Origin of the sequence: Rheinheimera sp. NSM, assembly GCF_052380015.1 — a bacterium.
Lineage (GTDB): Bacteria > Pseudomonadota > Gammaproteobacteria > Enterobacterales > Alteromonadaceae > Alishewanella.
Window position 1 is genome coordinate 119,118 of the sequence record NZ_JBQTCI010000007.1, and the last position, 15,022, is coordinate 134,139.

Below are 15,022 nucleotides of genomic sequence, written 5' to 3' on the forward strand. Positions count from 1 at the left end.
GCAGCATAACATGCAGTAATTAACTTTACTGCTACAGCCAACCTTTTTGCCGTGGTACCACCGCGACTAAACCTTTGCCAAGACTGCGGGAAATCCGTACTGATAACATAAATAAACCTGTGTTTTACTTAACATTAAACTAAACGCCGCCAGACTCTGTATCAGGGTTTAAAGACTGGCCGGGCGTCCGGGGCTTCGGCATTGTATTCATCGTCGCTGAACAACAGCGGATAGTAAAAATGACGCAGTTGGGCGTGAAAATCTCTTACTTTTTGCTCATAGCGCCATGCTGCTTTCGCGTCTGTGTGCGCCCAATCGGTAAGGGTTCTTTGCAGTAAGGTTGCCGGTGATAACCATGCTACCCAACCCGCTGCCCGATATTTATCTGCTGCGGTTTGCTGATAAGCTTGCGCTAATGGCCTGGCCGCTTCATCCCCCAGTTGCTGAAAGGCGTAATACCATTTCCATTCAAACAGCGATTTTACCTGCGTTTTGCCAGCCCACTCAGGGTGCGATACCACAAAAGCCTGCATGGTTGTTTCAATAGGAATATCCCAGGCATCATTTACCGCCTCACGCTGGGTCAGCAGAATATCGCCGCCTTGCGGGCCATGAAAGCTTTTATCAATTACGACATTGGCGACAGCAGGAATAATAAAGGTGGTTAATAACCAAAAGCCGATTAAAAACGAGGCCAGTACCGGGGCAGAAAAGCTAAAACGTGCCACCCAATAACACAGTAATGACCATAGCAGAATATAAACCAGCACTAGAAATACAACCGATAGCATTAACCCGGTAGAGACAGCATTGAATATAGCGCCCACGATAAAAGGCAGCACAAGCGCTAACCACAACGCCAGCACAACAACGATGGCCCGCAATGGCCACAAGCTATAGCCCGTGCGCGCAGTAACGGATAAAAAGTCTAACCGGCCGGCAGCCCGCTCGCTGGCCCGCAAATCATGCAGTAACAATATCAGCAGTAATGGCGCAATAACGGCGATAACAAAAGTAAAATCGATGCGACCAACCATTGCCAGCTCAGGGTTTTGGGTATCAGACTCATGAATTTGGCCCTCAAGTGCCAGCATGCGAATGCGATGCTTCCATGGGTAAACATCGCGTACGCCTGTAGCGGCAAAAGCCAGGGAAGATGGCGGCGCATAAGTCAGGTGGAAAGTATAATAAGCAAGGAGACCCGCCTCATCATAGCGCTTTGCTACACCGGCTTGATCCAGCTCATCTGCTTTTTGCATACGCTCAATGGTGGCATGTTGCTGTGTGACTTCCACGCTGCCGGTCCACACAGAAAATAAAGCCAGTAAAAACGCCACCAAAAGCACTAAAGCTACGCTGTTCTTGTGTAAAACAAATCGGGTTTCACGGCAAATGTCTAACCAACTCATATACGTCTACCTGCGAATAAAATAAAGCCCACCACGACAGCCATGGCACAAAATAGCTGTAATAACGCCATAAGACTGTTGGCAAAAAGTTGCGTTGGCGCTAACGGTGTAAAATGAAAATCATCCAGTATTTGCCAGTTAGCTGAGCTGACAGTCGCCTCTTTCTGCGCTTGTTGGCTGCTATATCTGTTTGCATCTTGCGCGTAGCTAAGCCCTTCAGCGTGCAGCGTATTCAGCGATTGCACAAAGTCAAAGCGTATTGCTTCTGCCTCGCGCAGGAAACGCTGGTAGTTTTCCAGATCGGTGCCGGCAAGCTTCATCGAGGCGGTTTGAATGGCAATAGCGGGTGACAACCAGCCAAAATTGCGGGCAATATCAGCCTGAGCTTGCTCGCTTTGCATTTTTTGTTCGGCAAATTTGTTCAACACTTCCGTATGATGCGCCTCTGAATAGCGTGATACCACACCTCTGAAATTAACCGGGAGCTCTTCCACTGTCGCAACATTATATTGAGCTAAAAGATTGTCTTTAAGCGCTTTAAAAGCAGGATCGTTAGCATTGTGCCCGTCCCCTGTGTCACGAATACTTTGTAGCACAGCAAAATCGGTTTCCAGTTTGCCCTGCGAGGCCAGAGTAACACCGGCAGTGTTGCCGGCAATTCTGGGCAGGATAAGACACATGAGGATCCAAACCGCCATTAAGCCACTAAAACTGGTGCTGTTAGCGGATGCCAAAGCAGAAACAGCCAGCACTATGGCGCACCAAATAGCCAGATACAGCAGATAGGCAATCACAAAAGCCACCACGGGTAACAGCGCAGCACCGTTTAACAGCGTCAGCAATGCACCCACAACAAGCGGAGCCAGTATTAACAGGCCCGCACCGGCCAGTGCCACAGCTTTACCCGACATTAGCGTTAGTGGTGACACCCCCTGCACTTTAAGAAAATCTAAGGTACCGGCCTCGCGTTCACGGGTCATCACACCGAAGCCCAGTACGATGAGCAGCAGCGGGGTGAGTATTTGCATGACATAGGCCGGGGTGAGTTTACCGAGCCAATTTAAGCCACTGCTTTGCTTTTGCTCGGCAAAGGTAGCGCTGTTTTGCTGGTGGCCCTCAAGAAAAATGGCATTACCGGTAAACGCATCGATACCCGGATCTAACGTACTTAAAGGCGGCGGAGCACGAAATAAGTAATGCCCATAGTGGATCATCCGGTGGGGATGGCGGTCTGGTTGTGCCTCAAACCCCTGCTTCGCCTCAGCTTGCATATGCTGGCGCTTTTCAGCCGTTGCCGTAATGGCGGCTTGCGTTACCCACACCGAGGCAATTGCCAGCACCAGCGCAATCAGCAACACGGTTTGTGCCAAACGGGAGCGTCGCCAGTAGCGCCACTCGTCTTTGGCGATTGCCAATACCTTACTACCCATTACAGCGCTACTCATTACCGCGCTCCTTGAGTGAACGCTTTGTGCACGACCTCAGAGTCAATATTGCCGTGTTCGGGCGCGTCGAACATACCGACAATTTCTCCGTTGTGCAGTAAGCCAATACGGTCAGCGACATGACAGGCGCCATAAACATCGTGGGTTACCATAAAAATAGTAGAGCCCTGCGCGGCCAATTGCTTTACTAAACGGTTGAATTCATCAATAGCAACAGGGTCCAGGCCGGATGTGGGTTCGTCTAAAAACAAAATGGGTGCTTCACGCAGTAATGCCAAGGCAATGGCGGTTTTTTGCCGCATGCCTTTTGAATAACCAGCCAGTACAGAGTTCCAGGATGCTTCCTGCAATGCAACACGCTGTAAAGCTTCAGCAATATCGCCAGCTGTCTTCTGCTTGCCAGACAATGATAAAAAATATTTTATATTTTCAATCGCTGTTAAATGCCCATACAGCATGACAGACTCCGGCAAATAAGCGACTTTTTGCCGAACGACATCCGGTTGCCGGTGCACATTAACCCCTGCCAATGACACAGAGCCGGATGATGGCGTCATAAGGCCAAGAAAGGTTTTAATAGTAGTGGATTTACCTGCGCCATTGCCGCCCAGCAGCGCCATTACTTCGCCTTTTCGGGCACTAAAGGAAACATTCTTCAATATTTGCTTTTCTTTTACGTTAACGCATAAATTTGAAGCACTTATAACCAGTTCCTGCATTTTAAATCATCCCGGAATTCAATTAAAAATATTACATGTAGTGGGGGAAGCCTTAACTTCAGAACTGATATTTCACACTAACACTGTAGTTTACCGGCGAACCCGGCAGGTTCCATAACTTATGGTAAGAGTTCTCAATGTACGCTTCATTAAACAGGTTATTTACATCAAACTTCAGGCTAAGCTGTTGGCTTAAATCGACAGACGCTGCCAGGTTAACCAGGGTATACGACGGTAAAATGTAGTTCGCATCGGTTGTTTCACCCACGCGGTCACCAACGTGGCGTACCGTTACAGCAAAGAAAGCGTCTTTCGCTAATATCTGAGTAAAGTGATTCACAGAGATATAGCCAGAGTGTTTAGCGATGTTGATTAAGCGTGAGCCTTTAGCAATAGGCACACCCCAATCCAGATTGGTTGCCTCTTTAGCGGTTTTTGCGTCAACGTAGGCATAGCCCAGCTCGATACTGGTGCTTGTCGTCAGGCTGGTCGTTAGCTGAAATTCAATTCCCTGACTTGCTACTTCACCTAAGGTTGCTGAAAAATTGGAATTTGGTACAGCCGTCAACATATTGGTTTTTTCTGCATCGAAAATAGCAACACTACCTGAGAAACGTCCGGCGAGATTTTGCCATTTAGCACCTATTTCAAAAGAGCTGGTCTCTTCAGGGGCAAAGGCATTTCTGTCAGAATCCAGCCCCGGGTTGGGTCTGAAGCCTTCAGCATAACTGGTGTACAAATTCACACTGTCGTTAATTTGATAAACAAAGCCGGCCCGTGGTGTGAATTGTGTTTTATCCTGGCTTTGAGATACTTCACTGATTCTATTGAAAATATCTTGCTCAAACCGATCTACGCGAAACCCGAGCAATAACTTCGTTTTCTCTGTCAGTTCAATCAAGTCCTGGGCATAAAAACCTAAGCCTTGCTGTTTTTCATCCGTCAGTGTTGTCGGTAACACGTCTGGGCGGAAGATGGTGTAATCAGGATTATTCGGGTCAATGCTATAGGTTGTATCGCCGGACCCCCAGGCTGTTCGCCACAATCTGTAATCAGTGTCCAGGTGATAGTTGTAATAATCTACACCGACCAAGACATTATTCACAAAACCGGCAAGTTCGGTGTTACCACTTAGCTCAAAACGTAAAGAGAGATCCCGTGCCTGATAATCGCGCTCTCTGCGTTGTCTTGATAAACGATTAGGATCAGTTAACAGCAACTGTCTGCCGTCTGATAGCTCTGTATCTGAAGATTGCCCCTTCATGGATGAATCCCTGTAGGCAAAACCGGTTAACAGGTGCCAATCCTGACTCAGTGCATGATTTAAGATCAATTGATGACCAAAGGCTTTAACCTGGTGGGCACGGTCCCGGATATCACCATAAAAATCTTCAGGATTGGCCGCGTCAAAATCGTTATCTAAAATATAAACACCGCGATCCAGTGGTTTTTCCTGATCAAGGATTTCCATCTCGTAACTGAGACTGGTCTGGTCAGAAATATTCCAGATAAAAGAATGGTTTAAGTTTAGATTTTTAAAGAAAACATGGTCCCGGTGTGTATCAGAATCTTCATAAGCCCCCGTAATACGGTAAGCACTAACATCGTTAAGGCCGTTGCTGTAGTCAAATTCCAGTGCTTTCTTGTTGTAGTTTCCTATTGTTGCCTGCAGGTAACCCTGCTTATCGAACAGCGGTTTCTTGGTGATAACATTGATGGTACCACCAGGCTCACCCTGGCCGTATAGCGCGGAACCAGGCCCTTTCATCACTTCAATGGTTTCAATATTTACCGTACTTCTGTTGCCGCTGTAGCCGCGTACGTTAAAACCATTGATTAAGTAGCCTGTTGGGTTGGATTCATCGCCGGAAAAACCGCGGATAGCAAAGCTATCAAACATACCACCAGAGTTGTTTTGCCTAACGATAGACGCTGAAAAGTCTAAGGCGTCACTAAGACGGGTAATGCCCTCGTTGTCTAATTTATCAACACTAATGCGATCGATGGCTTGCGGCGTATCAATAAGTGGTACGTTGCCACGATAAGGCTGCCAGTGTTTTTTAACTTCAATATGCTCAATACCGGCATGAGTCTCTTGAGGTTGAATAGCATTATTACCGGTATTTTGTGCCGCTGCACTGGTAGAGATAGCGAGTAACGAAAATAAGAACCGCTTTTTCATGAGTTTTACATTGCTTGGGTGAAATGATTTGTTGATGTTATAACATAACAATATTCACCGCAATGAAGGTGCGCAGAACTTGAGACATTAAGCAGGTGCTAAGCGTTGAATGCGTTACCGCCTGCGATGTCAGGCAGCAAACTGCAGGCCGTACTGGTTGCCTTTTTTCCACACGCATTGTGCGGTATTTTTGCCAAAGCGCTCGCTTTCAATGTTAATGCTATCACCCTTTTTCAACTCGCCGTTGTATTGAATGCGTGCGCCACCGCCCTGGCTGAAATCCAGCAGCTGGCAGTTAGCAGCAAGCTCTTTTAATGTCAGTTGCGCCAGTGGTGTGTCAGTTGCCATATAGCGGATTTTAGCGCGCCGGTCGGCCAGTTTGTCGGCGACGGGGAAATCCGGGTTTTTTGGCCGGTAGCTGCCTTCGGCTATACGTTGATATACGCTGTCGTGAATACTGACATTAATCGGTGGGTTGGCCGGGTCGCCATAGATGCGCCGCATCGGCTCACCTGCGCCCATTTTTTCCAGCAATTTATAACTGATGGAATAGGAGTCGTGTGGTTGCATATGCAGATCCGGCTGGCACAGGGTCAGTAAATAATCATCATTAAACTCCAGCCCTAATGCACAGGCCTTAATTAACATCCACTGCAAGGCAATATCAGACAGCCCGCATTTTTCGTAGCCACCGCCAATATCCGAATGCACGCCGGCAAACCAGCATTGCTCCATATATTGATCGTCGTTCAGGCTGCCGGTCCACAGGTCCGGTGTGAAAGGTGCGCGGCGTTCATCCAGCGCCAGGGCGTGGTAAGCGTGTTTTACCATCGGGCTGATACGGGTATTGTAAAAGCCCACCCAGGGCCGGGTTAGTTTACCCAATAACCGTGTCGGGGCTCCCAAGGCACCGACGGTATCGAATACACCTACCATGTGAATATCGGGTTTGTAATTATCATCGTATTGCGAGGCTGGCCGCTGTTCCGGTGCGGTACGGTAGTACTGGTAAGCTTTTTTCAGTTGATCCAGACCGTGTTTTTCAATCAGGCCAACACTGTTTACCAGCCCGACCAAAGCCCTGGCGGTAAAGGCGCCGCGGCTAAAACCAAAGAAGTACAGTTCATCACCCAATTGGTAGTTGTGTACCAAAAAACGGTAACCCTCCAGCACATTGTGCTCCATACCGTAACCAAAGGCGCCACCGATATATTTGTCTATCATGTCGCCGGTACCAATACCTTGGTCATAATATACAACCTGATGCTTACCATCTGCGGCCTGTGGTTTAATACTGCGGACCAGTTTGGTCACATTAGTCGGAAGCTCGTCCGGTTCGTTCCAGGTACCATCACAACATATAATTATCCGTTTTGTCGCTGGCATAACTGTGCTCCTTTGCTCAGAACAAACGGCATATCGCTTAGCGACAACGGCGCCGGTTGGTCAGCAAAGTATAGTGCATAATGGCTAAAAAATGAGCAGTTGGCAGTTTCAATAGCCGGAGGCAGCGTCAGAGGTTAAAGCGCTGTCCAGCATGCCGGCCTGATACAGAAACAACAGCAGCAGTACTGACAGTAACTTGGTAAAAATCACTATCCAGACGCTGTCTTTAAAATCGGCATTGGTGGCGCGCATCAGCAGGTAAATATAGGCCACTATTGCCAGCAGCCAGCCGTAGGTAGGGATAAGCGAGATTAATGATACAACAAACACCACTGCCAACAGCACTTTCAGCTCTGCCTGTACCAGGGCCAGGCGGCTGGCTAAATACATACAACAAGATGTCAGCAATACATCCAGTGCAAAAATAATCGCCGTAACGCCCATGCCGTAATCCTTTTACTGCAGCAAACCGGCGTTCAGGCTAATACATTATTGCGGTGCTGGCAATTTACTGCAGCAGCTGTGGTGGCAGATCCCAGCTGGTGGTTAACAGTTCACCCTGCCAGGTTTGCAGCGTAAGCCAGACTTTGTCCGTGCTGCTTAGCTGCTGTGGCGCTATGGCATGCACATGCTGGCCGTGGCGGCTGCCGTGCAGTATACCTTCTTCACCCTGTTGCAGCTGTGCCAGTGGCAAGGCAGCCGGGCCAATATTTAAATAGCCCTGACGGATGGCGCTGATATCGCCTTTGCTGAACATTAGCATAAAGTCTTTTACGTATTCGTCGTGGTGCGCATAGGGCGGTTTTAAATTTAGCGGCATAGGTGCTATTTCAAATTCACCTACTTGTTGTGCCGGCCAGGCTGGCGGGAATTCCGGCGTCAGCGACTGATATAAAAACCAGAATGGCAGAATCAGTACCAGGCCATTTAGTTTGTATTTATGGCGTTGCCAAAAACTGTTACTACGCGCCATGATTAATCTCCTGCAACGCGGCGGCTATGCGGCTTTCACGCACGGCTTTTACCGTGCGGCTGCCCCAAATCATAAAGCCGGTGATCGACATGCCCGACAAAATTAAGCCAAATAAAAACCAGATAGCTTTGGTCCAGATGCCGCCAATAGTGCCGTAGTGCAACGGATCGGCAATATGCATGACGGTTTGCAAAGCAGTCATCGACTGCGGCGATTTTTCGTGCGCAATGTCGCCGGTCCAGGGGTTGATGCTGAGGTTGTAAGCTTGCTCGTCATAAAAAATGTGCTGGCCGCCGCCCATCAGGTTATACATACCGCGGTTATGCTCGGGCAGCATCAGATAACTGGGACGAAAATCCGGAAAGCGCTGCTGCGCAATCTGCATCGCATCGGCAAAGCTGACCGGCGGTGTTTGTTGTGTTGCCGGCAATTGCTCTACGGCTACCAGCGGCGCATGCGGTTCTATATCAATATCGGCATGCCACATTACCGCCTGTACCAAATACCACAGGCCGGTGGCGCTCATCAGCATTAAAAACCAGATAGACCAGACGCCGGCCAGCCGGTGTAAATCGGTAAGCACGGTTTTTTTGCCCTGGTTTAAGCGAATTTTCGGCCGGGTAAAGCTGCGCCAGAAGTTTTTGTAGATCACCAGGCCGGTAACTAAAGCGCCCAGCATTACCAGCGCCATTGCTGACACCAGGTAATAGCCGACGCTGTAGCTGCCTGGCCAGGGAAACAATAACCAGCCATGCAGGCTGCGCATAAAACCAATAAAGGTAATGCCTTCATTGATTTGCTGAATTTCGCCGCTGTACTGGTTTACGTAGGCAATAGCAAAGGGCTTATCGTGATCGGTAAAAATCACCGCATTGACCAGATAAGGCTCAAATACCATTACCGTACCGACATCGGCAGTTGGGTAGGCTTGTTGCACTTTAGCCACCAATTCCGCTACCGGTTTAGCCGGCAAATTATCCGGGTTAGTTGCGCGCGAGGCCGGGTTGGTCAGCCAGGTCAGTTCATGGCTGAATACGGCAATAGTGCCGGTTAAACAGACAAAGCAGAAGATCAGCCAGATCGGCAGCGAAAACCAACCATGTAACTGAAACCAAAAACGATTGCTGAGTTTTGCCATTGTGCTGTGCCTGTGTACCTGACTTCTGGGCAACTATATTAATGTTAATAGGAATCCTTATCAACCGCTATTGTGATTGATACTAATTATCATTTGTACTGTTGCGCTTGCTAAACGCCATTACAGGGCTGTCAGCGCGCTGTGTTTTGCTATAACCGCTAGCTGTTTTTTAATAAAAAAGGCCGCAATCGCGGCCTTTTTATCATCAACTTTCAACTTAGAACGCCCAGGTTACGCCCAGGCTGAAGTTACGTGGTGCACCGTAGTTATACTGTTGGGTTAAACCACTGTAATAGTTTTCATCCAACAGGTTATGCACATTTAACTGCAGGGAAAGCTGCTTACTAATCTCATAACGTGCCATCAGACTAGCCAGCACAAAGCTGTCTTGTTCAACCTGGTATGGCAAACCAGTTACCGGTAGCGCCATTACATCACTGTACGACTCGCTCTCCCAGCTTAAACCACCGCCAACCGTTAAACCCGCCAGCATGTCGCTAAACTCATAGGTGGAAAACAGGTTCAGCTTCTTACGCGGGTGGTTAACATTAATGTCTGCGCCATCGCGATCTTCAGCAGTAAACTGCGAATAGCCGGCACTGATATTCCAGCTTTCGTTAACGCGACCAATTACTTCCAGTTCAAAGCCTTTACTTTCTGAGCCTCTGGCGGCAAACGACGGAAAGAAGTTATTCGCCGGATCATTGTAGTCACTATCGGCCTGCGCCAGGTTGTCCTGTTCTATACGAAACACGGCAAAGGCGGTTTGCAGTGCGCCGTCGAGGAAGCTGCTCTTCACGCCAATTTCCTGATTGCTGCCGACTATGGCATCGAGGAAATTACCGTTGCGATCATAGGCATTTTGCGGTGTAAAAATTTCGGTATGGCTGGCATACAACATATGGTCTTCTGCAACCTGATAGGTTAGGCCAACATAAGGCACAAACTTATCGTCACCAAAATCCAGCGCTGCACCGTAGTTTATGCCGGCACGTTGCCACTCAGTGTAGCGGCCACCGGCAATCAGCTTAAGTTGTTCAGTAATGGCAAAGCGCGTTGCTGCATAGAAGCCACGCTGATCGGTATCCAGATTAACCGCCTGTTCCGCCGTTGTGGCCCAACCCGGCTCAGCCACGCTGCCGTCCCACTGATAAAAGTTACCGGTACCGGGCCAGACCAGGGCGGCATGGGTTTGCACTTCAGATTGCTGTCTGCTGTCTAAGGCACCCACAACAAACTCATGTTCGCGGCCGAGCAGAGCGTAACTGCCCTGTAGCTGAATATCGACGCTGGTTTGTTTGCTAAAACCGTCACTGTTATACGGCCAGGCGATCAGGCCTTCACCGCTGTCTTTGTCGGCAGCGCCATAGATATACAGCAGGCGGGTATTGGCGGTGTTTTTATTGTGATTCAGGTTAACTTTGAGCTGCCAGCCGTTATTAAACTGCTGAGTTAAACTGATAAAGTGGTTTTTGCTGGTCGAATCCCAGCGCGTCCAATCTGCGGCGGTCGTAGTATCACGATCCCAGTCAGTTGGCGTGCCATCACTGAATAATGGCGGCAGTGCACCCCAGGTCGAGGCTGTTGGGTCATTATCCTGATAGCTGCTGCCGAGGCTTAATGTCATGCTGTTGCTTAAATCGGCATCCAGCACGCCGTACAGTACGGTTTTATCTTCTTTGGCCAAATCGCGGAAGCTGTCGCTGAGCTCTTTTTTCGCCACGATACGGGCGCGCACGTTGCCATCACTTGTCAGCGGTGTGCTGATATCGGTAGTCAGAAAGCGTTTGTTCCAACTGCCAATACCGCCGTTAACGCTGCCAGTCAGCTCACGGGCGTTAGCATGCTTGCGTACTAAGTTAATTGATGCTGACGGCTCACCGACACCGGTTAACAGGCCGGTAGCGCCACGCACTACCTCAATCCGCTCGTAAATGGCGACATCGGTAATGGTTTCGCCGGAGTCACCGGCCAGGCTCCAGGCCATAGGTACGCCATCGAGCTGAAACTTATCGATATCAAAACCACGGGCGCTGAACGTATTACGTGTGCTGTCAAAGGATTTGGATGATAACCCCGGCGTTTGTATTACGGCATCAGCAATAGAGCTGATGTCTAAATCCTTTATCCGCTGTGCTGTCATCACACTAACCGATTGCGGTGTTTCCAGCAGGGTTAGCCCCAGGCCGGTTGCAGTATCGATGGTTTCATTTACCGTGTATTGGCCGCGTACGGTAATGGTTTCCACTGCTTTGTCGTCGTTTTTCTGCGTATCAGCCGCAATAGCCGCTGCGGGTAAACACGCCAGTTGTATTGCCAGCACCAGTTTTAGTTTTTTCATCGAATACTGCATGACCACCTCCAAAAAGTTCCGATGATCATACATTAATGATAACCATTATCAATAGTATTAAGTTTAGCTTGCGGTAAGCCGCTCCTATGGGCGGTTAGTTTAAATTGCGGCTGCTGTTAACAGCCTACTGTTTCGGCTCAGGCAAAGCTCAGCACCAGGCTGATAATCACTCCGGTAACAATGAGCTGCAGCAGGCAAAAACCCATAATATCTTTGGCTTTTAAGCCGGCAATGGCCAGTACCGGCAAGGCCCAAAACGGTTGTATAAGATTGGTCCAGGCGTCGCCCCAGGCTACGGCCATGGCAATGCGGCTAACATCAGCGCCCAACTCCAGCGCCGCCGGCAACATTACCGGCGCCTGCACTGCCCACTGGCCGCCACCGGAGGGCACAAAAATATTCACAATACCGGCGCTGATAAAGCTCCAAAAGGCTAAGCTTTCAGCGCTGGCAAAGCTGATAAACCACTGCGACATACTCTGTGCCAGGCCGGATTGCACCATAATAGCCATAATGCCGGCATAAAACGGAAACTGAATAACAATACCGGCGCCGCCGGCAATCGCCTGTTGCAGGCTGTGCAGTAAGCGCCTTGGCGTGCCGTGCAGTACTATGGCAAGAAACAAAAATAAGAAGTTAACGATATTCAGGTTCAATGTGCCGCCTTTAGCAAAGTACTGCACTAAGTAGGCAATACCGGCAAAGCCGACCAACAAAGCCAGCACCAGGCTGTTCTCCAGCTTATCGGCCGGCCGCGCACTGCCGGTGTCTAACGGCTGAGCAGGCTGTAGTTTTGCCGGGTCAACATACACGCTGTCGCCTTTTGCCGGTAACATCAGATAATTCACCAGCGGTACGGCAAGAAACAGCAGCGCGACTAACAACAGGTTGAAGCCGGCAAAAATGGTTTCGCTGGTCGGAATAATGCCAATTTGGGCTTCGCTGAAATGGTTTGGTGTGGCGATAGTTAGCGGCACTGAGCCCGCCAGGCCGCCATGCCATACCACAAAACCGGAATAGGCACTGGCCACCAGCAGGCGGTAATCGACCTTAATGCGCCGTGCTAAGGCTTTGGCAAATAAAGCGCCGACAACTAAACCAAAACCCCAGTTTAACCAACTGGCAATTAATGAAATTACCGTTACCAGCACTATGGCCTGGCCGGCCGTTTTTGCCAGTGCGGCAAGACGGTTTAATATGGCTGTGATCAGCGGCGTATTAGCCAGCATAAAGCCGGTAATCAGTACCAGCAGCATCTGCATGGAAAAACCGAGTAAGCCCCAGAAGCCATCACCCCAATAGCCTATAACGGCCAGCGGGCTTTGCTGCTCAAACAACACTGCTGCGGCAAAAACCACTATGCTGAGTAGTAACACAAAGATGTACGGATCGGGCAGGTAGCGTTCTACCAGTTTAACAAGGGGTTTGGCAGCGGCGTTTAGCATAGTAGACTCATTATTCTGTTATTTGTCCGGATGGTTAACATGACTGATTTTCGCAGTAGCGCACAGTACCAGACAACCTTAGCGCAGTTGGTTGAAAAACTGCAATCCGACTTTAGCCTACCGGCAGTCATTGGTATCAGCGGTGCTCAGGGCAGTGGCAAAAGCACCCTGGCTACCTTGCTGGCGGCAGAGTTACGCGCCACAGGTTTGGCGGCGCAAACGGTATCGCTGGACGATTACTACCTGAGTAAAGCCCGACGCCAGCAATTGGCGCTGCATATCCATCCATTGCTGGCGCAGCGCGGTGTGCCGGGAACTCATGATATTGAGCAAGCAATTAACGATGCCAAAGCGGTGCTGGCCGGTGTGCCGGTGATGTTGCCACAGTTTGATAAAGCGTTGGATGAGCCTGCGGCTACCTTACCGGCACAAACACTGGATATCCTGATTGTTGAAGGCTGGTGCCTGGGTGTAACGGCGCAGGCTGAAGCAGAACTGGCGACACCGGTTAATGAGCTCGAAGCACACGAAGATGCTGACGGCCGCTGGCGGCAATACGTTAATACGCAACTGGCCGGGCCTTACGCAGAATACCGGCGCTTAGTTAAATCGCTGCTTTGGCTACAAGCGCCGGACTGGGATTGCGTCTGCCGCTGGCGCGCCAAACAGGAACTGCAGCTGTGGCAAAACCGCGGTACAGGTATGACAGATACTGAACTGGCACGTTTTATGTTGTCATTTCAGCGCTTAACACAAGCCAGCTGGCAGCAGTTGCCACAGCAGGCTGATTATATTATCAGCCTGGATTCGCAACAAAATATGACATTAATCAGCAGCAGATAATTAATGCCGGCTGAGGTTAAAGTTATCAAATAGCAATTGACAGCGTTGTCATTTTGCCGTTAGGCTGTTTTTCAAACAATAAACGGGGAAAAACTATGCGCTATTCATCACTTGCTGTGTTGCTGTTACTGGCGGGCTGCGAACAAGTTGTTGTTACCAGTGGGCAGCAAAGCTCTGCAGTAGCTGACCAGGCCGGGCTAATGTTTGACGATTTTAATTATGCCGATACCGACGCCTTACTTGCTAACGGCTGGACGGCGCGCACGGAAACCGGCCACCCCGGCATTGCCGGTGCCGCCTGGTCAGCTGAGGGCATCAGTGTGCACCCGGCTCCGGAGGCTGCACAGTTTGGCATTGCCCGTATGAGCTCAATAACCGATGGTAGCGGTGCCGGCACCCGCCATACGCAAATTTGCCATGCACGTAAATATTTATATGGCACTTATGCTGCGCGGGTGTTTTTTCGCAACGAACCCACTTATGGCCCGGATGGCGATGAAGTGATCCAGACCTTTTATGCCATCAGCCCGTTGGCCGCGCCACTTGACCCGGATTATAGCGAAGTGGATTTTGAGTATCTGCCTAACGGCGGCTGGGGTGAAAACAGTGACAGTGCGATGTGGACCACCACCTGGGAGACCTTTCAGCTGGAGCCCTGGACCAAGGTTAACGAATACAGCCGGGTACCGGGTGATTATGCCGGCTGGCATACGTTGGTGATGAATGTTACCGCTGAGGCGGTACGCTACTATGTCGACGGTAACTTAGTCGGCGATCACAGCGCTGCCGTGGCACCGGAAGTGCCGATGTCGATGAATTTTAATCTGTGGTTTATGCCCAAAGGCGCCGATGGCTCGATTGGCCCGATTGACTCAACTGAGTCGCGGCAGTATCAGCAGGATATCGACTGGGTGCTGCATGTTGAAGATCAACTGCTCAGTACCACTGACGTAGAAGCCAAAGTCGCCGCACTGCGTGCAGGCGGACAACGTGCTGTCGATCAGGTGGCCGATAAAGGTTTAGCGCCTTACTGCGGTTTGTAAGCAATTCTACTTAAGCTCTGCTTTACCACGGCTACTTAACGTAGCCGTTTTACTTCTGAGTACTTGTTGCTGTCAACATTCCTGCG

At 49.8% G+C, this 15,022-nt stretch carries 12 protein-coding genes; 2 read left to right on the forward strand and 10 right to left on the reverse strand.

The features are described from left to right. Positions 1-161: 161 nt before the first annotated feature. The 10 genes from ACTZWV_RS17360 to ACTZWV_RS17405 all read right to left on the reverse strand — a co-directional run bounded on the left by ACTZWV_RS17360 (position 162) and on the right by ACTZWV_RS17405 (position 13,050). The gene (locus ACTZWV_RS17360; protein WP_444787744.1) at positions 162-1,409 is read right to left on the reverse strand and encodes a DUF3526 domain-containing protein; all 1,248 of its coding nucleotides are present in this window, start codon (positions 1,407-1,409) and stop codon (positions 162-164) included. Then, entirely contained in the window at positions 1,406-2,854 is a 1,449-nt protein-coding gene (locus tag ACTZWV_RS17365) for an ABC transporter permease (RefSeq protein WP_444787745.1), read from the reverse strand. The genes ACTZWV_RS17360 and ACTZWV_RS17365 overlap by 4 nt, the downstream gene beginning before the upstream one ends. Further along, positions 2,854-3,513, reverse strand: a complete 660-nt coding sequence (locus tag ACTZWV_RS17370; protein ID WP_444787746.1) for an ABC transporter ATP-binding protein — start codon at positions 3,511-3,513, stop codon at positions 2,854-2,856. The genes ACTZWV_RS17365 and ACTZWV_RS17370 overlap by 1 nt, the downstream gene beginning before the upstream one ends. Positions 3,514-3,631: 118 nt before the next feature. Next, on the reverse strand, positions 3,632-5,806 hold the full coding sequence (locus ACTZWV_RS17375) for a TonB-dependent siderophore receptor (protein ID WP_444787747.1): 2,175 nt from the start codon (positions 5,804-5,806) through the stop codon (positions 3,632-3,634). Between the two features lie 78 nt (positions 5,807-5,884). Continuing rightward, positions 5,885-7,141, reverse strand: coding sequence for a DUF2235 domain-containing protein (locus ACTZWV_RS17380; protein ID WP_444787748.1), 1,257 nt, complete (start codon positions 7,139-7,141; stop codon positions 5,885-5,887). A 108-nt stretch (positions 7,142-7,249) separates the two neighbouring features. Continuing rightward, on the reverse strand, positions 7,250-7,585 hold the full coding sequence (locus ACTZWV_RS17385) for a hypothetical protein (protein WP_444787749.1): 336 nt from the start codon (positions 7,583-7,585) through the stop codon (positions 7,250-7,252). A gap of 64 nt (positions 7,586-7,649) precedes the next feature. Then, positions 7,650-8,114 (reverse strand): hypothetical protein, encoded by a 465-nt coding sequence (locus ACTZWV_RS17390; RefSeq protein WP_444787750.1) that lies wholly within the window; start codon positions 8,112-8,114, stop codon positions 7,650-7,652. Beyond that, positions 8,104-9,252, reverse strand: a complete 1,149-nt coding sequence (locus tag ACTZWV_RS17395) for a PepSY-associated TM helix domain-containing protein (RefSeq protein ID WP_444787751.1) — start codon at positions 9,250-9,252, stop codon at positions 8,104-8,106. The genes ACTZWV_RS17390 and ACTZWV_RS17395 overlap by 11 nt, the downstream gene beginning before the upstream one ends. A 217-nt stretch (positions 9,253-9,469) precedes the next feature. Continuing rightward, entirely contained in the window at positions 9,470-11,593 is a 2,124-nt protein-coding gene (locus ACTZWV_RS17400; RefSeq protein ID WP_444787752.1) for a TonB-dependent siderophore receptor, read from the reverse strand. A gap of 149 nt (positions 11,594-11,742) precedes the next feature. Further along, positions 11,743-13,050, reverse strand: coding sequence for a short-chain fatty acid transporter (locus ACTZWV_RS17405; protein WP_444787753.1), 1,308 nt, complete (start codon positions 13,048-13,050; stop codon positions 11,743-11,745). Between the two features lie 39 nt (positions 13,051-13,089). Between ACTZWV_RS17405 and ACTZWV_RS17410 the strand changes: the two genes are divergently transcribed. Together ACTZWV_RS17410 and ACTZWV_RS17415 are read left to right on the forward strand one after the other, a co-directional pair. Next, a complete protein-coding gene (locus ACTZWV_RS17410) occupies positions 13,090-13,893 on the forward strand; it encodes a kinase (RefSeq protein ID WP_444787754.1) in 804 nt (267 codons plus the stop codon). Between the two features lie 95 nt (positions 13,894-13,988). After that, positions 13,989-14,936, forward strand: coding sequence for a glycoside hydrolase family 16 protein (locus ACTZWV_RS17415; RefSeq protein WP_444787755.1), 948 nt, complete (start codon positions 13,989-13,991; stop codon positions 14,934-14,936). Positions 14,937-15,022 lie beyond the last annotated feature (86 nt).